We start from the raw sequence: 21114 nt of genomic DNA on the forward strand, positions 1-21114 counted from the left end.
AGCTCGACCTAGGGAAAGCCCAGTTAAATTCCTTTGTTAAATATTTTTTCGTTACGTTGTGGGTCTATTCCGGATAATCTAACCTCTTGATTGCTATTGCTGCTAAATCGGCTATTTTCCAAATGATTAACCGGACTTGATATAATTCTATTTTCGCCGATATTAAGTTCCCCGTTCCCTAAAATAGTAAACTTTACAATTCCAATTACTACGGTATTTTCACACTTTATTCACAAGCTATGATTATATTTTTTATCTAGTAACGTTATAGTAATCTGGTTATGAGTTATTTTTTTGATCAAAGTAAAATCCTTTGATTTATGTCGGAATAACAGACCATAATTAATAAAACAATATGATTAATAATTACCCTCGATACCAAGTCGGTGGTAGTCTAGCCAGTGATTCGCCTAGCTATGTAGAAAGACAAGCAGATGTCCAACTCTATAACGCCTTAAAAAGGGGTGAGTTTTGTTATGTTATGGCTCCCCGACAAATGGGTAAGTCTTCTCTAGCGGTGCGAATCAGACATCAGCTAGAACAAGAAGGATTTAAATGCAGTACTATTGATATGACGCGCATCGGTAGCGAAATAATTACCCCAACTCAGTGGTACAAAGGAGTGGTGGCTGAGTTAGTACGAGGGTTGAAGTTATTCGGTCACTTTAATTTCCAATCCTGGTGGCACCAGGAAAAGTATCTTTCACTGCTTCAGCGATTGAGTAATTTCCTGGAAGATATCCTGCTGGTAAAATTTACTACTGAACGAATTGTTATCTTCATTGATGAAATTGATACTATTCTCAACTTACCTTTTCCGGTTGAGGATTTTTTGGCCCTGATCCGATTCTGCTATAACCAAAGAGCAACTAATCCCGACTATAATCGCATTGTCTTTGCTTTGTTCGGAGTAGCTAAGCCAAGGGATTTGATTACTGGCAAAAAGCGGACACTGTTTAATATCGGGAAAGCCATAGAACTACATGGCTTTGAATTCCATGAAGCATATCCCCTTGCCAAGGGATTAGAGGGAACAGGGGGTAACCCTACAAGGATTCTCAAGGAGATACTGGCTTGGACAGGAGGACAACCCTTTCTGACCCAAAAACTATGTCAGTTGGTAGTAGACTCAGTAAGGGTCGGGTTGACTATTGCTCCTGGTAATGAGGAATCTTGGGTTAGCCAAATCGTACATAATCAAATTATTGATCATTGGGAATCCCAGGATGAACCCGAGCATTTACGAAGTATCTCGGCTCGCCTTTTGAGTAATAATTTGAGTAATAAATATTATGCTGACAAATTGCTGGGACGTTATCAGCAGATTTTAGCTGGAGATGATGTACCGATGGATAACAGCGAAGAGTGCAACGAATTGTTGCTATCGGGTTTGGTGGTTAATCAACAAGGACGGCTAAGGGTGAACAACCCTATATACAAAGCAATTTTTAATCGTGAATGGGTTACCAAACAACTAGAGAATCTGCGTCCCGATAGTAAACAATTTTGCTATTCCTGACTTAGTATTATATACTGTTAGTTTAAGCGACTAAAACCCTAGCTATATCTCGATTTTTTGTAAGCATTCAGCTATCAGCGTGTCGCGTATCAGCTATCAGCTAATGAGCTACTTCCCAGCGTCGTTCGCACAGCGTGGCCATTCGCGTAGCGTGGCCAACGGCCAAGGCCAAAGCCTGTGCCACGCTACTTGAGGTGCTATCAGCGTGTCGCGTATCAGCTTTGGGCCTGTGGCCAACGGCTGACGGCTGACGGCTGACGGCTGAATGCTTACGATTTTTTGCTTCAGCCGCTTAAACTAACTTAAACTAATGTCCCAAACTCTTGCTAGGCAAGAATTTCACCATGTCTAATAAAAAGTCAAAGGAAAACAGTGGATGTGGATGCGCAAATATTCCCATTTCTGTAATCTTACTGGTTTTAGGCGGTGGTTATTGGTGGTTGAACCATCAAGGAGGTTTCGCTATTATTAGCAAATTACCTCAAAATCTCCCCATAGCTATTCCTCAAAATCTACCAATAGCTATTCCTGGTTTAAATTCGACACCAGCCGAACCACAACCTTCGGCTCCTACTAAGCCTTCTGTAACCACTGCACCTTCCTTCCCAAATTCGCCAATTGTTAAACCTAATCATCAGCCACCTTCACCAACACCAATAACAGCTCAAAAACCTCAAAAACCTCAAACAGCTCAAAAATTAAAAACACCAATTGTTAAACCTAATCATCAGCCAGCATCACCAACAACTCAAACTCCTTTGGAGAAAAAAGCAATCAGAGGAATTTATATAAGTCGTTATAACGTAACTAATAATGCTAGTGAAGAGAAAATTAGAAAACAAGTTCGTCATTATCACTCTCAAGGAATTAATACGATTATTCATGGTGTATGGGGTAATATTTGTCCTATGTACACTAGTGAAGTGATGCAAAAAACTTTCGGTTATAAAAGTTGTCCCAATCAGTTTCGCGACCGCTGGTTAACTTGGCTAATTGATGAAGCACACAAACACGGCATGGAAGTTCATGCTTACTTTGAAAAAGGTATCAAAATAGATAAAAATAGCCCGATTTTTGATTTAGCTATTGAACGCAAATGGGTTGTACCTGGCGTTGACCGCACCTATCCAGGAATCGAGCATTATATTCTGGATGTAGAAATTCCTGAAGTTGCTAATTTCTTTAGAGATATTTTAGTGGAATTTGTCCAAAAATATCCTAAAATTGATGCAGTCCAATGGGACGATTATCTGGGTTACCATGCCGAGTTACCAGGGAAAGTAAATCGCACTAAGAAGCTAACCACTTTTTCACAAGAAATGATCGGTGCTATGAAACAAGCTAACCCAAAGGTTAGTTTTGATCTTTGTCATCATAATCCTTATTGGGCTAAAAAATATTTTGCTGCCGACTGGCCAAAATGGAATGTAGATCGAGTTTTTATTCAAGCTTATAATGATAAAAATTTTACCAAAGAAGTAGATTATGCCGAAACCTATGATGGAATTGCTATTACTGATCAACAATTCCATCGCTTGCCAGAAATAGTGGCTAATAATAAAATTAAGGCTATTTTAGTGTTTCCTGATCGGACAAATCCAGAAGACGTAGCTTCTAAGTTAAAACAATTTTATGTTAAATAGATGTAAGCGTCGTAAGCAATCAGCTATCAGCTATCAGCAATCAGCTATCAGCAATCAGCAATCAGCTATCAGCAATCAGCTATCAGCTATCAGCAATCAGCTATCAGCTATCAGCTATCAGCTAATGGGCTACGCGCAAGCGCACCTTTGAATAAAATAAGCTGACGGCTGACCGCACCTCAAGTAGGGTGAGCTTTGGCTCACGGCTGAATGCTTACTAAGCATCTAACTAGACTTCCGGAGCTATACAATGCCAAAATTTTCCCCTTCAATCACTGCTTCTGCTTCTAATGCGATCGCTCTCAATTTTTCTAAAGTATCTGGTTCAACTGACTGCCACAATCCCCGCTGATTGGCTTCCAGTAACCGTTCTGCCATATCTCGCAATGCCCATGGATTCTTTTGTTGGACAAACTCTTGGACATCTGGGTCAAATAAATACCCTTGAGCTACTCCTTGATACATATGGTCTGCCACACAATTAGCGGTAGCATCATAGGCAAACAAATAATCTACTGTTGCTGCCATTTCAAATGCTCCTTTGTAACCATGGCGCATCACTCCCTCAATCCACTTAGGATTCACGACACGAGAACGGTACACTCGGGCAATCTCTTCCTTTAGCTGTCGAACTTTGGGCTTTTCAGGGATAGAATTATCCCCAAAGTAGGTTTGAGGATTTTTGCCAGTCAACCCCCGCACCGCTACGGTTAACCCCCCCTGAAACTGGTAATAATCATCTGAATCAAGTAAATCATGTTCCCGATTATCCTGATTGTGTAATACAATTTGCATCTGTTTGAGACGCTGCTCAAAGGCTTCTGGGGCTCCTTTGGGGGAAGATGAGCTGTAGGCGTAACTACTCCAGTTAATGTAAGCGCGAGCTAAATCCTGCTCATCTTGCCAGTTTTGAGATTCAATCAAACCTTGTAACCCGGCACCATAGGCTCCTGGTTTTGAGCCAAAGATGCGGTAGTGCGATCGCATTTGGGCTTGGGACTGACTCAACCCTACCTGTAACCAAGAGTCTGTTTCCTGTTTCACCTGGGCTGCTAGAGGATTGTCTGATGGTGATTCATCCAGGCTTGCCACAGCAACTACTGCATTGTGAAATAGGTCGATTAAATTGGGGAAACTATCTCTAAAGAAGCCAGAAATGCGCAGGGTCACATCCACCCGGGGACGTTGTAACACAGACACTGGCAATATTTCAAAGTCTACCACCCGCCGTGAGGACCCATCCCAAATCGGTCGCACTCCCAACAACGCCAGGGCTTCGGAAATATCATCTCCCCCGGTACGCATGGTAGATGTGCCCCATACGGAAATCCCTAGGGTTTTGGGATACTCACCATTTTCCTGGGTATAGCGCTCCACTAGCACTTCAGCTGCCTTTCTGCCCACATCCCACGCTGTTTCTGTGGGTATGGCACGGATATCAACAGAGTAAAAATTGCGACCTGTGGGCAGAACGTCCGGTCGTCCTCTAGTCGGCGCACCAGATGGCCCACTGGGTACATATCTCCCATCTAATCCCCTTAACAATTGGGTGAGTTCTTGATTAGTTTGTTGCAGTGCTGGTAACAGGCGATCGCGTATCCAATCTAATTCTTGTTTTGTTGTTTTACTAATCGGTAATCGGTAATCAGTAATCGCTATTGGGGAATTAGTGATGATTTGTTCTACTAATTCAGATGCTTCTTCTTCCAATACTTCAACCAAATCACCAACAGTATATTTCCCAGTATAGCATTCCTCTGTTGCCTCTTCCCTTGTCATTAATTTTGATATCGAATCTATACTACTTCTTGCGATATCCTTAACCACTGAAAACTCTTCCGTTAGGGGGTCAAAATCCCAACCTAAATCCTGAGCCAAAGCACGAGTTAAGCCGATGCGATTCTTTCCTGGATGACGAGCAATTGCTACTATTAAATCCTGCAATTGACGTCCTTGGGGACATTGACTAAACACATGTAAACCATCTCGAATCTGAGCTTCTTTCAATTCACAAAGATAAGCATCAATTTGATTAGTAATTTCCGATTCTCCAGCTTCGATGTCATCTACTGCAATCCCCAAATCTTCGTGCAAGTGCTCATCAAGGATAAGTTTAACAATGCGGACGCGAATAATTGGTAACCGAGACAAATCCAAACTCTGCGCTTCATAATACTCATCAACCAATCCCTCCAACTGTTGCAGAGGACCATAAAGTTCAGCACGAGTCATGGGAGGGGTTAAATGATCAATAATCACCCCTTGAGCGCGACGCTTTGCTTGAGCTCCCTCTCCGGGATCATTAACAATAAATGGATACAAATGAGGCATGGCTGCTAAGGCGACTTCTGGATAACAGCACTCTGACAAGGCCACACTCTTACCCGGTAACCACTCTAAATTCCCATGCTTGCCCACATGAACAATCGCTTGGGCACCAAAACACTTCCGCAACCAATAATAAAATGCCAAATACCCATCAGTTGGTTCCAAATCGGGAGCATGATAATTCAAAGCTGGGTCAATATCATAACCCCGAGAGGGTTGAATCCCTACAAACACATTTCCCAACTGAATCCCTGAAATGGGAAATGCTGAAATCTCTGTTATCTCTCCCTGGCCATCTTTGTTGTCATTACCGTTAAGATCAAACTCTCCCCAACGCTCACGGATTCCTTTTTGAACCGCTATCGGTAACTCTTGAAAATAGTCCCAATACTCCTGCCAACTCAACTCTTGTCGTACCAAACGTAACTGCCATCCTTCCGGATCATTGGTCACCCCAGCGGTTAACCACTCAATCAACTCATCGCCACTTTCCGGAATCTTCTCAACCCAATACCCAGCATCCCGTAACCCTTTTAAAATCTCTACACAACTGGCCGGGGTATCTAATCCTACGCCATTGGCCAGCCTGCCATCTCGATTAGGATAATTAGCTAAAATCAGAGCAACTTTTCTCTGATTCGGTAGGGTTTGCCCTAACCGTAGCCAATTCATGGCTAAATCTGCTACGAACTGAATGCGATCGCATACCGGCTCATAAACCACCACATCCGTTTCCAGAGCAGGATTCCACCGTTGCGCCGACTTAAAGGAAATCGCACGGCTAATAATTCGCCCATCCACTTCCGGCAACGCCACATTCATAGCAGTATCCCTAGGCATCAATCCCTGAAACCCAGACTCCCACTGTTCCACCGTGCCACTACTTAAAATAACCTGCAACACAGGTACATCCAGCCCTTCCCACAACTCCAACTGATGTACCTCAGCATCCAACTTAGCTACCGAGAAACTTGTCGTATTCAGCAACACTGCGATCGCGTAGCGTGAGCAAAGCTCAATCGCACTACTAGAGCTATCGGGATTTTGGAAATAGCCTAACAATTCCCGTTGTACCTCTAGATCCCGTAGAGAAGAGACAAATACTGGCACCGGTTCCAACCCCCGTTCTACCAAAGCCTGACATAACCCATCAATCGGTGCTGTATTTCCCGCTAAGTAATGGGCACGGTAGAACAGGATACCTACTTTAAGATTGGCTTTACAGCCGTTTTCAGATGAATTTACCTCACTACCTTTAGCTGCAAGCCCCCTAAATCCCCCAATTCTGGGGGACTTTAACTTCATTTCCCCCCAGCGAGGGATTGCTCGCTGGGGGGCTAGGGGGGCGAAATTTCCTGTAACATTGCCAGTAGCTTCTGCAGTTATCTCCGATTTCCATGGATAAACCCCAACCCGAGGCACAGGTTTTGGTGGTGGTGGATTATTAGTTTGGTCTAGGCATACATCTGCTACAAATTTCAGAGCGTTAGTGAAATTCTCAACACCGCCTTCTGTAAAGTAGCGCCATAATTGATTCACTATCGGAATAGTTTCTGTGGAGTGACTAGTTAACGTCGGATCTGGTCGGTCATCCCCTGGTAAAACAAATAATGTAGCGCCAGTTTGTTCTACTGTTTCTTTCACCACTTCTAAGCCATAAGACCAGTACGAGCGTCCCCCCAATAATCTGATAATGATAATCCGTGCTTTGCCCAAGATATCCTCAGCATAGGTATCAATGGTTAGTTGTTGCTGCAACTGCAACAGATTAGCGACTCGGATAGCTGGGAAATCTGGGGGAAGTTGGGATACCGATGCGGCTAGGGTTTGGATATCGGTGTCAGCAGCAGTCAGGAAAATAATTGGTGCTGGGGTTTGTTCGATGAAGATAACCCCTTCAGCTTCAGGGTTCCATCCTCCTGGAGTTGCGGCGATGCGATGCATAGTTTAGGGTGCGATTCGTTATTTTAATGCTGTAACCTCTAAGCCATGCCCACTTCCAAGAAAGACTGTTTCCAAAATTTTTGGAGAGTTCATCTGTCTCAGATAGGTTCCGAGAAGCTCCATAGCATAAAATGGTAAGTAATAATTTTTTTCTTTGAGCAAGGCAGGAACATAACGCTTAGGATAATAAAGGGTATAATACTCATCAAATGACGCTTTTGGAGATAGAATTTTCATTTTATTGTATTAGTTTAGTTGATTTTTTTTAACCTGAAAATTTGTTATTAATTACCATTGCCAATGATATCTTTTTATGCCTACATGTCCCTTAATTGATGATGCCCCAGATGAAGCTAGGAGTTTTCGTCTTCTTTTTGGTGTCATGTAGAGCATTTTATTAATTTTCCAAATCTGGAGAAAATTCATGAATTCTGGATCCATAAATCCACGCCGATAGGCATGCTGAGAAACGTTAGCATCACCAAAGTAGCCAAGCTCAAGTATTGTTGGTCCAGTCTCACAAATAGCAACATCCCAAGAAGGACAAAGATAGCCTGGAAAGGCCAGATGTGCTTCGATTACAAGTTCGACTACCTTGTTCCAGTAGGGGATCTGAAATCCAAGTAGATTCCTGCCAGTTTTCGGATGTAAAGGATTTTCAATTTGATCCAGGCCAGTACCAGAGATAATACGGAAGATTTTACCCGTTTTGATATCTACAGCCGCCAACAGATTTCCACTTGTACCATTCAGAAAATTGTCACAGTCTAAATTGCCCACATTTACTTTAAAGATTGCTTTCATTATTTGCGGGCCAGAGTCCAATAAAATAGTGTGTATTCTGATGCTCGAAATTTTCTCTGTACCAGAAATCTCAGCAATTTCAGAATGAGCAGTGAGAGGTTCCTGCAAAATCCATCCCAGGGTTCCTCCGTCATCAAGGGAGCAACAAAAATCCCTGAGTGGTTCTGAAGAACCCGTACCAAGGTGGAGCATGTCGCCATTTAAGTGATCAGCCAAGGTATTACCGTGACCATAGGAACCTGAAGACCGCTTAAAGTAAATCGGTAATGATCCTGGCTTTCTAAGGTAGTCTTCAAGGTCTTGTGGTGTAGCAATATTTAGTAAAACACTTGGGCGACGAGACCGATAAATTGCATGAATCTCGGGTGTTGGAAAACCACTAGCACGAAACAATAAGTACATTGTTACCTTGTCAATACTCATAAATTTAGAGTATTCATCGACTAGTATCTCTATAAGAGTAGATTGCATGCGATGTCCACAAAAGGCTGCCTTTTCGGATAAAGTAAGGTCATTAAGGTATAGTTTAAAATCTAGATACTCGGATAGATCGAGATAAGGGGAGGAGAATCGGAGCCTCAAAGCTTCCAAGGCAATTTCTAGGATTGGGCGCTGTGAAACATTAGCATATTTTAAAAAATCATTAAGGTTATACATTAAGCTTTAAACACACAATTTTCCAGAAAATTAGGTTTTATTTCTGTATTATATACCAAAACGCCAAATATTTAGCGGCGCTCTTTTGTCAGCTTGGAAATCTGCTGCCATGTAAGTATTCAGCTATCAGCGTGTCGCGTATCAGCTAATGCGCTACTCCTCGCACGCTAAGCGAACAGCTTTTGAATAAAACCGGTAAGCATTGGAATAATGCTGAGTTACCTCCCAGCATCGTTCGCACAGCGTGGCCATTCGCGTAGCGTGGCCAACGGCCAAGGCCAAAGCCTGTGCCACAAGGCTGACGGCTGACGGCTGACGGCTGAGTGCTGAATGCTTACGCTGCCATTCCGTCTAACGATGGGGTTTACCTGGGTGGACAAGTTTGAGAAATGTGCCCGGACGCCTTGAAATACCAAGCTTCAGGTGCAGCCAGGTGTGTACGATTCGTTCATCCTAAATTAGGCTATTATGACTTAGGGAAAAATTGCAAGGACTTGCGCCTTGTAACTGAATAACCGTGAGGGTGAAAGTCCCTCTGCCCTAGTGCTGAGGTGACAGGATTAATGCTACAGTAGCCACTGGTGACCAATTTTTCAAGGGGAGTAAAAAGGCGGTAACTGGGAGCATAACTGGGAATCCCTATAATAATCTCCAGCTTCGACCTGCCCATTGTCACCCTGTTAACACGGCTAGGGATGGCTGGGGTCTTGTTGGGCTTTGTCCTTCAAACCAACCTATCAATCGGCTTGATCATATCAAATTATTGAGTTATAAATTCAATTCCAGTTGTAATACCGTATTATTAGCTAGTCCGCGAGAAGCCCCGCGCTCTACCTGATAAGGTGAGCGTCTTGAAGTTACCGTAAGAATAGTGGAGCCTTTATGGTTGGCAGGCTATGCATAAAAGAGTTAAAACTTATTGATTAAGGCTCCACTATTCTAAGGTTTCGTCCCTAGGATGATAGCGGGGCAATGAAGTGAAACGGAATTGCCGACTAGGTATTTTTTGGCTCAGGGAAACGAGCTATTAAACTTCTTAGCAACTCAGATGAAGTCATCCCCCTTCGGTCGGCTTCCTGTTTTAACTGGTGTTTTTCAAAATTATTCATTCTGATTACAAATTGTTGATATTTTATTTTTGAATTGACAAATGTTATAACATTTATTACCTTTATAGTAGGTCGAAAAATAGGAGATAGCAACAATGAGGTCAGCTTATCAGTACCGGTTAAGATTAACAAAGCCACAAGAAGCGGAAGTAGAAAGATGGTTGGATATGCTCCGTCATCAATATAACTACTTATTGGCTGATCGGTTTAGCTGGTATGAGCAAAATCGTTGTTCTATAAACTCCTGTCCTTTGGTGTGTCACTTGCCAGAACTAAGAAATAATCCTGATTACTTTTCTCAGAAAAAGACTTTACCTCAACTAAAAAAGGATAGACCTTGGTACGGGGCAGTTCAGTCTCAAGTTTTGCAAGATTGCGTTAAACGGGTAGACTTAGCCTTTAAACGTTTCCTGAAAGGAGACAGTAACGGAAAGAAAAGTGGCAGGCCAAGATTTAAAAGTAAAAATAGATACAAATCGTTTACTTTCCCCGCTCTTTCTAAGAACCCGATAACTGGGAGTATTTTGACTCTTCCTAAATTTGGGAAGGTCAAAATGATTTACCATCGGCCTATCCCCGAAGGGTTTAAAGTCAAAACGGCTACCATAACCCGAAAAGCTGACGGGTACTACGTCACACTATCTATTCAGGATGATTCTGTTCCAAATATTATCCCAGTAGATAGCGCCTCTAGTCCTGTTGGGATAGATATGGGTCTTAAGTCCTTTCTGGTTAAGTCGGATGGCTCTGAGGTGCCAATTCCTCAATACTATCGGAAAGCTCAAAAACGACTAAAGAAGATTCAAAAAGCCGTTAGCAGATCCAAAAAAGGTAGCAACAACAGAAAAAAGGCTGTTATTAAACTAGGGAAAGCTCATAAAAAAGTGGCCGATACTAGAAAATATTTTCACTTCAAAACAGCGAAAAACTTACTAGACAATCACGACCTAGTTGCTCATGAGAAGTTAAATATTAAGGGTTTGGCTAAGACTAAAATGGCCAAGTCTGTACTAGACGCTGGCTGGGGTCAATTCCTGTCTATACTGTCAACCAAAGCCGAAAATGCTGGGTTACTTACAGTTGCAGTGAATCCTCGAAATACTAGCCAAAACTGTTCAAATTGTGGGAAAAAGGTACCAAAAAAACTTAAAGACCGCATTCATTCTTGTCCTCATTGTGGATACACAGCAGATAGGGATGTGAATGCGGCGATCAATGTATTAAATTTGGCGGTAGGGCATTCCGTCAGTAGTAGTGCGGCTCGTTCCTAATAGGAGCCTTTCGTAATAGAAAGGGGTATGATTAGGGGGATTCGTGAGGTCTAACCTCAAAAATCCTAACTATCCTCAGGATGTGGGTGAAAGTCCCACCCTTGAAGAGACAAGTGACTCCCTATCTGACCACACCGAGTGAGCGGCAACTCACAGAGTGACGCTGGTAACAGGGCGCAATCAGTTGACCAAAAGCAGGTAACAACACTGGCGCTAACGGGGAGGCGACCAGGTCTAAGTAGTTCTAAAAAAGTGTCTAAGACGGCAACCACAACCTGAATAAAATATGTGGAATAAATTCTCTACTCTCACGGAGTCATTACTACGATATCCGTAATCTCTGAGAGGAGAATAGGCAAATTGAACTGACCTAAATCGCCAAAACAATCTTCAGGATGGAACGAGTAAAAACGACAGCAATAATAGGTCTGGGGAACGGTCGAAACCCCGGTAAACTATGCCAAGTCTAATCCCTACTGTCGGGTAAGATGTGTTCAAAACTGGGCACGGGTTCTCAGAATATGTTCAACCAAAGTAGAGTATGGTTAGACGCATGAATTCACATAGCGAACTTTGGAAAAGTCAGAAGTGGAAGAAACTCCGCCAAAACTTATTCCGCCTACAAAGAAGAATATATAAAGCAGTTCAGGCTGGCGACTTGAGGAAAGCTCGGTCTTTACAAAAACTGATTATGAAATCCCGTTCAGCTCAACTTTTGGCCGTTCGTCAAGTGACTCAATTAAATCAGGGTAAACGCACTGCCGGAATTGATGGAAAGGAAAACCTCAATTACCGAGAGCGAATTGAATTGGTAGACAATCTGAACCACTATGGCCACACCTGGTTTCATAGCGGACTAAGGGAAGTACCAATCCCTAAAAAGAATGGGAAAACCCGGATGCTTAAAATACCAACTATCGCTGATAGAGCATGGCAATGTCTAGTAAAATACACCCTCGAACCTGCGCACGAAGCTATCTTTCACGCCCGGAGTTACGGGTTTAGGACTGGGCGAGGCGCACATGATGCCCAAATGTACATATTCACCAACCTGAATAAAGGAAAAAAAGGCATCACTAAAAGGGTAATTGAGCTAGATATTAAAAAGTGTTTTGACCGCATTTCTCATAAATCCATCATGGATAGGTTGATAGCACCAGCACATGTGAAGAAAGGGGTCTTCAGGTGTTTAAAAGCTGGCATCAGCCCGGAATTCCCTGAACAAGGAACTCCCCAGGGAGGAGTGGTTAGCCCCCTTTTAGCCAATATCGCACTTGATGGAATAGAAGATATCCATCCATCCGTCCGCTATGCAGACGACATGGTGATATTTTTAAAACCAAAAGATGACGCCGGAAAAATTCTTCAAAAAGTGGAAAAATTTCTGGAAGAACGAGGTCTCGAAATCAGTCAAGAAAAGACCAAGATAACCAAAACGACAGACGGTTTTGACTTCCTTGGCTGGCAGATGCGAGTCAAGCCAAGCGGAACATTCCATTGTAAACCCTCAGCGGATAATCATAGGAAAATACGCGAGAAGATTAAAGCCGTAGTCAATAGCTCGAATTATGGTGCAAAGGTCAAAGCCAAAAAACTAGCTCCCATTGTAAGAGGATGGCGAAACTACCATAAATGGTGTGACATGAGCGATTCTCGGGATAGTCTATGGTTCCCTAACAAAGCGGCAAAAAGAAAATTCCTCAAGGAAAAGAAAATGAACCGCTATGAAGCAGTGGAATTATGCAAAAAGGCATTCCCTACAGTAAGGACTAAACGTTTTGGACACACTATGGTCACAGGGACTAAGTCCCCTTACGATGGAGACTTAGTCTATTGGAGCAAACGGAAAAGTACGCTCTACGACAATCATACGTCCAAGGCTTTGAAACGACAAAACCATTCTTGTGAACATTGCGGGTTAATGTTCAATTGCGACGAATCTGTACACCTTCATCATGTAGATGGAAACCACGACAATTGGAAGCTAAAGAACCTAGCAGCAATTCATCAAAGCTGCCACCAACAAATTCACTGGAGCAAGCCAAAAGGCAAGCCGAGAGGTTGAGAGAATCTAGGAGCCGTGTGAGATGAAAGTCTCACGCACGGCTTTGAAGGAGAGGTGCTCCGGATAATACCGGACATCGACTCTAATAAGCTTGCCGAGCAACCGAAGGGATACCTGGTGTTGGCAAGAAGCCCGCGTTGTCCCGTTAGGGCAACGTCGGGAGTATGTCACTAAATAAATTCATTGGTTGCCCTAAACACTGTGCTTCGTAAACTGCTTGAAGAAAACAGGCAACTCGATAGGCGAATTGTACAGGAACAGCGTTGCCAATCTGCTGGTGGACATGACGTTTATTTCCTCCATGAAATACCCATGAGTCTGGGAAAGTTTGAAGTCGGGCATATTCACGATTAGTAAAGCGTCGCAGACGGCTTGCACTGATACGCCAGAGCTTTAAGCTAATATTTGGATTCCTTACAAATAGCCCATTGACGCGATCTTTTTCCTTTCTTTCTGCCACCACATTTCCCTGAGCCCACCCCCAAATAGTTCCAGTATCAATAGCAGGAAATGGGGCATCCAAAGATCTTATTGGGTGTCCGTCAGATCCAGTTCGAGAGAATCTACATGGTACAGGTGTCTCAGTAGGATCAAATTCCTTTCCAGTCTCCTCATGAACACGGCTTTTGAACCCCCATTCAGGACAATGATTAGGAAGGGAAATGAATGGATTTACAGCCAGATCACCTAAATATACTGATGCTGGTGTATCTGGCTCTGGCGTGGGCCAGTGAAAACCTGAGGGAAATCGGTCGAAGCTGGCAATAAAAATAAATCTTCTTCTCGTTTGAGGCACTCCAAAACCAGATACTCTGAAGACATTATATTTTATGTAGTATCCAAGACTCTTGAAATGCTCTGAAATTACGTCAACAAAAGGCTTTCCACTTTTGGGTTCTTTCATTCTCCTGAGATTGAGAACATTCTCAATTACGATAAAGCGAGGCTTCTTGATCTTTGCCATTCTGACAACTTCTTGAAACAGAAAATTCCTCTCGTCGTTTTCCTTTCGATTCCCGCCCAGTGAAAACCCCTGACATGGAACCCCTGCTAAAATTACATCACTATCAGGTAAATCTCTTTCTGATAGTTCTCGAATATCAGCTTCTTCAACATCCCATTCAGGTCGATTATTACGGAGTGTTTTAACGCTCCATGTATCAATATCTGTGGAGTAGAGATGTTGAAAACCAGCCATTTCAAAGCCGATATCTAAGCCACCGGCACCAGAAAAAAGACTTGTGAATGAAAGTTCCATATCAACGAAGAGTGACTGTTGGTCCTAAAGATTTGGCTGCACGGAAAACTTCAAATGTGTGTTTCTTTCCTGCGTTTGGATTATCTATATAGGAAGGTGTAAGCGTATGTTCAATCATATCAAAGTAATAACCCCTTATCAGCCTTGAAGTCTCTATACGTGTGATAGTACCCGAGTGTTTTAAATCTATACCAAATTTAAAGCCAGTTGGAGCAATCAGAGTAACTTGGCGTTCTGTGCCATCCGTAAGGGCAAATGGTGTAGGTGCAACATACATTTTTCGGTCACGAATCATAATGTCTCCATAGCTACCGAAACCTTTAAGATTCTTATTTTTATGGATATAAGAATGGTCTGCATTTAAGAAATTGCCATGACACATGACAAGATCATAGACTGGATAGTTCTTTTCCTTGGTTTTTGCTGGGTATCGTCCAAACACATAGTAAATTGTCCTCCCATTATGCAGACCTGAGGGCACTTGACTATTGCAGTCATAGTTTGCTTCCCTGCCTGGAAATCCTAATCCTTTGATCTCGAAGCCAAGGGGGAAATCAACAAGCCTGAAGTCTGGATAAGCATTTCTTGAAGGTTCATCGAAGTTCAAGGAAAGCCTTTCAAGACGAACAGCAAACCAATTTTGAAAGCTAAACTCTTTGTCCGTGGAAGAAACGCGACTTATCAACTCGCTGGCATCGATGGCGCGAACGCATTCTAAGAAAACCTTTGCTATGATTTGATCCATAATGATTTGTCTAGCCCAATGTTGCGATCACTCTCACCTTTAGGTACACGCAACTGTAGTGCATTTGGTGCTTGACAATGGAAGCACATCCCAAAGACAAAGTCAATGTTAACAGTTCTGCAAGACCATCTACCGAGACTCAGCAAAGTCTAACGGTTAAGGTCAGCGGGGCGAAACCTTGCCATAAGTGTCTTGAATTTCATTCACTGCAGCCTGGATACTTGCCTCATCGGTGATGTCCATACGCAGCGGGTGAGCACCCAACTCTCTAAGGTCAGCCATTTTTTCGACACTACGTGCCGCTACTACCACGGTCAGACCATCCTTCAGCAGAGATTTGGCCATTTCTTTGCCCATACCCGATGATGCGCCGGTAATCAGTGCGACTTTGGATTTACCATTTGCCATGATATTGAAGTTCCCTGTGTGTAGTGGACTTGTTCATCTTAAACTGAGAAACTAGCAACCTTCACAGATTTTGTTACTGCTACTGTCTTGCGATCGCGCTTAATACGGTCAATTTCTTTGAGAGTAAATGATGTTAATTGACACTCCCCGGTCTAAAGACGCGGGGATTCTTCGCTCAACGACCCGACTTGCTGAACCTGGCCGGGACCAAGGACAGTAGAGGTCAGATCTCCCGAAGCGTTGGGATCTAGGATCCAGGTTCCGGTGTGCCCCACCGTACCCAAGGCTCGTTTTAAAATGTTCAGCGCAGCATTGTGGTCTCTATCTAACTTGCATCCACACTTACAGACGTGGGTTCTAGTTGATAGTGATTTTTTGACTGTTTCACCGCACTTAGAGCAGTTTTGACTTGTATAAGCAGGGTTTACTGCTACAGTTACTCTGCCAAATTTAGTCCCAAAATGCTCTAACCATTTTCTGAACTGATACCAGCCAGCATCATTAATAGACTTAGCCAGGCAATGATTCTTTACTAGATTCTTAACCCTTAAATCTTCGTAGGCTACCAGGTCGTTAGACCGGATTACGCAACGTGCCGGAGACGAAACCTTAGAAGAGTGCAGCCTTACAACAAAACCTGCCACCTTTGATGCATAGCCTATCAACTATAAAGGCTGCACTCTTCTTGCGGTAACTTCTAACCAGTCTCTTGGCATGTTCTTCACGTTGTCTACTTATTTTAAGGTGTGTCCTGCCTAGCCTATTAACTGCTTTCCTACGGTTGGCTGAGCCTTTCTTTTTGCGAGATACTCGACGTTGGTAAAATTTTAAACGCTTTTCTCCCTTCCTGTAGAAATGAGGATTAGGTTCAGTATTTCCATCAGAGTCAGTATAAAACTCCTTTAGTCCTACATCCAATCCGACGTTTCTACAGGAAGGTTTTAGGTCTTCTTTTATGTCAACTGCTATGCAAAATTGCACATAGTACCCATCAGCTCGTTTCACAATTCGGACTCGCTTAATTTGATTTTTGTCAAATTGCCACAAGTCCCATTTCCCTTTGAGTTTAAGTTTCCCTATTCCTTTCTTGTCGCTAAAGGTTATAGCCTTTTTATCAGGAGACAGTTTCCACCCAGACTGCTTGTACTCTACCGACCTACATTGCTTCTGAAATCTAGGAAAACCCTTTTTGCCGGGTTTTTTCTTTTTGCAGTTGTCATAAAACCGGACTATAGATGACCATGCACGCTCAGAAGCTGCTTGTCGTGCCGTTGAGTTTAGTTCATTAGCAAAAGGAAACTGTTTAGCTAGTATCTTGCAGTATTTACTAAGATCATATTTTCCAGTCCCTTTATTGTCCATCCACAATCTAATGCAAGAATTACGAATAAACTTGACCGTCCGAATAGCCTCGTCTATTGCAGTGTACTGACTATCTTTACCGTACGCTTTGAATTCAAGTATGATCACCGGATATCGACCTCCTCCGTTACTATTTTATTCTACACTATCTGGCGACAAATACCCGGACAGATTCAAATATTTACGGCGACTAAAGTCGCTACTAGCTTTCATCCCGGAGACGAAACCTGATTAATAGTGCAGCCTTACAACAAAACCTGTCACCTTTAATGCATAGCCTACCAACTTGCTTTGGCTGCACTATTCTTGCGGTAACTTCTGACCCGGTTTAAAAACACGGGGCTTTCAGCTTTGGGTGTTCCGTAATACTTGGCTTGTGCAACAGCCTTTGTGACACTTTCACTACAAAATGCTGAAATCGCCTGTACCCCATCCATTGGGCACAGGCGACAGGGGTCAGAAAAAAATCCTAAGAGCGATTAGAAACCGACAGCCATCCAACCTATGGTTTCTTTTGTATGTCCTCCATCTGACAGAGCCTGCCTTGGACCACCCCGAACTAATTCGTTCATTTTGAACTTAAAGCCCTTCGTGGTTACATCTGCGATCCTGACACCAGGGGTATCTGCTCCATTAAAGGTTTGAACCATTGGAATCACGATCACATCTGAGCCTTCCCGAAATGGCTCTGCGAAGAACACTTCTTTAAATGTGCTTGTGTCATTATTTGTTGTTTCCACTGGGCCTGGTGAACACAGCTCAATAATGCCTGCTTGAATCGACGCATGAGCTGGGGTAGCAATGAGTACCAGTGCAGCCATCAAAGACATCAAAAAAATCGCAACTCGCTTCATAATTTCCTCCTTAAAATGTGAAATGAGAAAAGCGAAAGAAGTCTTTTAGAGTTAACCTTGCTAAGAGTATCGTGAGCAGAACTGACACTGCCCATGTAATTTTGGCATGTTTTATTAAAAAAAAAACGCAGAAATTGTTAAGTTATTGTTGCGTAATTACTAATCACTCTAACAATAAATGAATAATCATTAAGCTACTCTAAGATCTCAGTGCCCTGTGAAAATCTGTCCCTACTCCCGAGGTCTAATGGTTGAATGAGCAACCAGGGTAAACCTTAAGGGATAGCGGTTTGCAACCTGGGCTAATTACAATACCAAAAAATAACCAAAAAATAGTCAGTTGCAGCAAATCTCAACATGTCAGAGGATACAGATACCAAGTCAGACTCAGGGCAAACCCCGCTCTCCGCTTGGCGTGCCCAAGAACTACAACGACTCCGCAATAGTTTAAGAAGGGGACAACAACCGATGGCCGACTGGCAAGGGGGAACCTTAGCGGTTTCTGCTGTCCCTGGTGCTGGTAAATCTACTGGCATGGCAAAAGCTGCAGCAATTGCGATCGCAAATTACCAACTCCATAGCAGATATCAATTGCTGGTAGTCACCTTCACTCGCTCTGCCGCTGCCAGTATAAGAGCTAAAATCCGCGATGACCTAAAAACCCTTAAGGTCCCACAAAATAGTTTTGTAGTCTATACCTTACATGGTTTAGCCCTCTACATTGCTAACCGTCATCCAGAATTATCGGGACTTAATCTAGACAGTAGTACTCTAGTAACTCCAAATCAAAGTCATCGCTTAATCCGTGCTTGTGTGGAACAGTGGATTGCTAATTATCCACGCCGGTATCTGACCTTGCTCGAAGGTCGAAGCTTTGATGGAGAAGAAACAGAACGGTTGCGCCGACAATCCGTATTGCGAACGGAAGTTTTACCTAACCTGGCCTACACCGTTATCCATGAAGCCAAAAGTTCTGGGTTATTACCAGCAGATTTGTGGCACCTCAGTGAACAGACAACGGATGAATATGGAATATTAGCGATCGCAGCAGGACTGTATCAACAGTATCAAACCATAGTGCGATCGCGTGAATTCATCGACTACGACGACATGATTCTAGCTGCGCTGAGAGTGCTAGAAAACGATGCCATCCGTCAGCTCTGGCAAAATCAATTTTTTGCCGTCTTTGAAGACGAAGCCCAAGATTCCACACCATTACAATACCAACTCTTGCAAACCCTGGCCACATTACCAGCTAGTGCCGAACCAAACCTTGGCCTATTGGCCACGCTACCGGAACAACCTTTAACTTTCCAACCTTCAACCTTCCAACCTTCAACCTCTCAACCTTCAACCTTCCAACCTTCAACCTCCCAACCTTCAACCTCCCAACCTTCAACCTCCCAACACCATACCCTAAATCTGATCCGAGTTGGAGACCCCAATCAAGCCATTAACTCTACCTTTACCCCAGCTGACCCAATTTATTTCAATTGGTTTTGCCAAGACTGTCAGGGAATAGGACGTTTAGCCACAATGGATCAAGCGGGTCGCAGTAGCCAGGTTATCATCAATGCTGCCAACTTTATCGTGAATTGGGTCAATAGCACCTATGGCAGCAAAAACTCTACCGAAACAGTACCACAGCCAGACTCTATCCCCCAAACCCAACCGTCTCCCGAGCTACCCTTTCGTCCTCAAACCATTCGTCGAGTAGATGCCAATGACCCTCAACCGGATGCCAACCCAAATCCAGAAGGGAGAGGTTTAGAACTCTACACTCCTAAGGACATTTACCACACAGTCGAGCTGATTGGAAAGCGAGTAGTGGAGCTATTTGCCAAAAACCAAAACCATAACGCTGCTGTGTTAGTGCGGGAGAATCGACAAGGGAGCTTTGTGGTGGAACAACTGGAGTATCTTAAACGCCAGCATGAGATTGAGGTGTATGATGTCCAAAAACGCGATCGCGAATCCCACGTTCCCAGTCAAATCCTAACACTGCTGCAATTTCTCGACCGTCCCCATTCTCCGGATTACCTAAAAGCTGCCCTAGATGTCTTGGTAAAACGTCAGTTAATTCCCACCCAAGACCTCAATGCTCTATCCACCTATCCCGAACAATTCCTCTATCCTGGTCCATTGGACCCACCCCAGACAAAAGCAGTTATCAAAGCTCGCCGCTACTGCTGTGATTTACTGCGTGCTCGTTTAGAACTCCCCAATTATCACCTAATTTCCTTCCTGGCTCAGACCTTAAACTATGACCAATCCGAGCTAGCCACAGCAGATAAATTAGCCGAACGGATAGCAAAACAGACCTTTGGCAACAGTTCTATCAGTGAAACTCTAGCAGTACTTCAGGAAATCGTTAGCTCAGAACGTTTTGAACCTGTAGACCCAGACAATACAGACTCCCCTTATCTGCGTTCCCATCAACTGACTGTAATCACCATGCACAAAGCCAAAGGATTAGACTGGGACTATGTTTTCTTGCCCTTTCTCCATGAAGACACCCTTCCAGGTAATCCGTGGGTACCTACTGCCGCTCAGTTTTTGGGAGAATTTACCCTAGCAGAAGTAGCCAGAGCTCAAATTCGTGCCTATCTTCACGGTAAACCCTTACCCATGGCACCCGAGGCTTGGGAACAAGCCGCACAGCTTAAGACTGCTGAAGAATTCCGCTTGCTCTATGTAGCCATGACCCGAGCTAAACGGTTGCTGTGGATGGCCGCCGCCGATTTGGGACCATTTCGGTGGAATACCTTTAGTGGTAAAGGAGATAACTTGCAGCAGAAGAAACCCTGTCCAGTATTGCCAGCATTGAATGCTCAGTTTCCAAATTCTTTAATGGTTAATGATTAATGGTTAATGGTTAATGGTTAATGGTTAATGATTAATGGTTAATGATTAATTTAACACTGACAATTTTTAAGTTTAAATTTACCGATTAACAAAAATACAGGGACTATTTTGTAAGTGATTAATGGGACTTTATCTATAGCAATGGCTGCTCAATTATTGACAAATTAAAGGGACTAATAATTGCTCAAAGATTTATGTGACAAGCTAAATTATTACCTGTTCCCTGTTCCCTGTTCCCTGTTCCCTGTTCCCTTTTCCCTGAGCACAGCGCTATAACACAAA

15 protein-coding genes are annotated in these 21114 nt (G+C 43.3%); 5 read left to right on the forward strand and 10 right to left on the reverse strand.

The annotated features are described in order from the left end of the window. Positions 1–355 precede the first annotated feature (355 nt). Positions 356–1519: an AAA-like domain-containing protein gene (locus LYNGBM3L_RS22910; protein ID WP_009149305.1), complete on the forward strand. Its 1164-nt coding sequence runs from the start codon at positions 356–358 to the stop codon at positions 1517–1519. Positions 1520–1863: 344 nt separating this feature from the next. Next, complete coding sequence (locus tag LYNGBM3L_RS22915) at positions 1864–3162, forward strand: family 10 glycosylhydrolase (protein ID WP_009149307.1); 1299 nt, start codon at positions 1864–1866, stop codon at positions 3160–3162. Between the two features lie 243 nt (positions 3163–3405). On the opposite strand, the gene cobN is transcribed toward LYNGBM3L_RS22915, so the two are convergent. From cobN to LYNGBM3L_RS44130, 4 genes are all read right to left on the reverse strand, one after another. Beyond that, positions 3406–7434, reverse strand: coding sequence for a cobaltochelatase subunit CobN (gene cobN / locus LYNGBM3L_RS22920; protein WP_009149311.1), 4029 nt, complete (start codon positions 7432–7434; stop codon positions 3406–3408). Between the two features lie 18 nt (positions 7435–7452). Next, a complete protein-coding gene (locus LYNGBM3L_RS22925; protein ID WP_009149312.1) occupies positions 7453–7671 on the reverse strand; it encodes a hypothetical protein in 219 nt (72 codons plus the stop codon). A gap of 51 nt (positions 7672–7722) precedes the next feature. Then, on the reverse strand, positions 7723–8895 hold the full coding sequence (locus LYNGBM3L_RS22930) for a sugar-transfer associated ATP-grasp domain-containing protein (protein ID WP_009149314.1): 1173 nt from the start codon (positions 8893–8895) through the stop codon (positions 7723–7725). A gap of 218 nt (positions 8896–9113) precedes the next feature. Further along, positions 9114–9275 carry a hypothetical protein gene (locus tag LYNGBM3L_RS44130; RefSeq protein WP_154659885.1) on the reverse strand — a complete coding sequence of 54 codons (162 nt, stop codon included), beginning with the start codon at positions 9273–9275 and terminating at the stop codon, positions 9114–9116. 824 nt (positions 9276–10099) lie between these two features. Between LYNGBM3L_RS44130 and LYNGBM3L_RS22935 the strand changes: the two genes are divergently transcribed. Continuing rightward, positions 10100–11275: an RNA-guided endonuclease InsQ/TnpB family protein gene (locus tag LYNGBM3L_RS22935; RefSeq protein ID WP_009149317.1), complete on the forward strand. Its 1176-nt coding sequence runs from the start codon at positions 10100–10102 to the stop codon at positions 11273–11275. Between the two features lie 541 nt (positions 11276–11816). Then, positions 11817–13340, forward strand: a complete 1524-nt coding sequence (locus LYNGBM3L_RS22940) for a group II intron reverse transcriptase/maturase (RefSeq protein WP_009149319.1) — start codon at positions 11817–11819, stop codon at positions 13338–13340. Between the two features lie 145 nt (positions 13341–13485). On the opposite strand, the gene LYNGBM3L_RS22945 is transcribed toward LYNGBM3L_RS22940, so the two are convergent. From LYNGBM3L_RS22945 to LYNGBM3L_RS22965, 6 genes are all read right to left on the reverse strand, one after another. After that, the gene (locus LYNGBM3L_RS22945) at positions 13486–14598 is read right to left on the reverse strand and encodes a DNA cytosine methyltransferase (protein WP_009149321.1); all 1113 of its coding nucleotides are present in this window, start codon (positions 14596–14598) and stop codon (positions 13486–13488) included. A gap of 1 nt (position 14599) precedes the next feature. Continuing rightward, positions 14600–15343: a hypothetical protein gene (locus tag LYNGBM3L_RS22950; protein WP_009149323.1), complete on the reverse strand. Its 744-nt coding sequence runs from the start codon at positions 15341–15343 to the stop codon at positions 14600–14602. A gap of 162 nt (positions 15344–15505) precedes the next feature. Then, a complete protein-coding gene (locus tag LYNGBM3L_RS22955) occupies positions 15506–15751 on the reverse strand; it encodes an SDR family NAD(P)-dependent oxidoreductase (protein ID WP_009149325.1) in 246 nt (81 codons plus the stop codon). Positions 15752–15903: 152 nt separating this feature from the next. Further along, the gene (locus tag LYNGBM3L_RS36985) at positions 15904–16395 is read right to left on the reverse strand and encodes an RNA-guided endonuclease InsQ/TnpB family protein (RefSeq protein ID WP_009149327.1); all 492 of its coding nucleotides are present in this window, start codon (positions 16393–16395) and stop codon (positions 15904–15906) included. After that, complete coding sequence (locus LYNGBM3L_RS22960) at positions 16361–17221, reverse strand: RNA-guided endonuclease InsQ/TnpB family protein (protein WP_009149329.1); 861 nt, start codon at positions 17219–17221, stop codon at positions 16361–16363. The genes LYNGBM3L_RS36985 and LYNGBM3L_RS22960 overlap by 35 nt, the downstream gene beginning before the upstream one ends. A gap of 371 nt (positions 17222–17592) precedes the next feature. Next, on the reverse strand, positions 17593–17967 hold the full coding sequence (locus LYNGBM3L_RS22965; protein WP_009149334.1) for a hypothetical protein: 375 nt from the start codon (positions 17965–17967) through the stop codon (positions 17593–17595). 357 nt (positions 17968–18324) lie between these two features. Between LYNGBM3L_RS22965 and LYNGBM3L_RS22970 the strand changes: the two genes are divergently transcribed. Then, positions 18325–20832, forward strand: coding sequence for a UvrD-helicase domain-containing protein (locus LYNGBM3L_RS22970; RefSeq protein WP_009149336.1), 2508 nt, complete (start codon positions 18325–18327; stop codon positions 20830–20832). Positions 20833–21114 lie beyond the last annotated feature (282 nt).

Origin of the sequence: Moorena producens 3L (assembly GCF_000211815.1) — a bacterium.
Lineage (GTDB): Bacteria > Cyanobacteriota > Cyanobacteriia > Cyanobacteriales > Coleofasciculaceae > Moorena > Moorena producens.

Excerpts from the sequence above, each read along its gene's own strand:
- LYNGBM3L_RS22910 (WP_009149305.1), top strand. The coding sequence starts at position 356 with ATGATTAATAATTACCCTCGATACCAAGTCGGTGGTAGTCTAGCCAGT.
- LYNGBM3L_RS22915 (WP_009149307.1), top strand. The coding sequence starts at position 1,864 with ATGTCTAATAAAAAGTCAAAGGAAAACAGTGGATGTGGATGCGCAAAT.
- cobN (WP_009149311.1), bottom strand. The coding sequence starts at position 7,434 with ATGCATCGCATCGCCGCAACTCCAGGAGGATGGAACCCTGAAGCTGAA.
- LYNGBM3L_RS22925 (WP_009149312.1), bottom strand. The coding sequence starts at position 7,671 with ATGAAAATTCTATCTCCAAAAGCGTCATTTGATGAGTATTATACCCTT.
- LYNGBM3L_RS22930 (WP_009149314.1), bottom strand. The coding sequence starts at position 8,895 with ATGTATAACCTTAATGATTTTTTAAAATATGCTAATGTTTCACAGCGC.
- LYNGBM3L_RS22935 (WP_009149317.1), top strand. The coding sequence starts at position 10,100 with ATGAGGTCAGCTTATCAGTACCGGTTAAGATTAACAAAGCCACAAGAA.
- LYNGBM3L_RS22940 (WP_009149319.1), top strand. The coding sequence starts at position 11,817 with ATGGTTAGACGCATGAATTCACATAGCGAACTTTGGAAAAGTCAGAAG.
- LYNGBM3L_RS22945 (WP_009149321.1), bottom strand. The coding sequence starts at position 14,598 with ATGGAACTTTCATTCACAAGTCTTTTTTCTGGTGCCGGTGGCTTAGAT.
- LYNGBM3L_RS22950 (WP_009149323.1), bottom strand. The coding sequence starts at position 15,343 with ATGGATCAAATCATAGCAAAGGTTTTCTTAGAATGCGTTCGCGCCATC.
- LYNGBM3L_RS22955 (WP_009149325.1), bottom strand. The coding sequence starts at position 15,751 with ATGGCAAATGGTAAATCCAAAGTCGCACTGATTACCGGCGCATCATCG.
- LYNGBM3L_RS22965 (WP_009149334.1), bottom strand. The coding sequence starts at position 17,967 with ATGAAGCGAGTTGCGATTTTTTTGATGTCTTTGATGGCTGCACTGGTA.
- LYNGBM3L_RS22970 (WP_009149336.1), top strand. The coding sequence starts at position 18,325 with ATGTCAGAGGATACAGATACCAAGTCAGACTCAGGGCAAACCCCGCTC.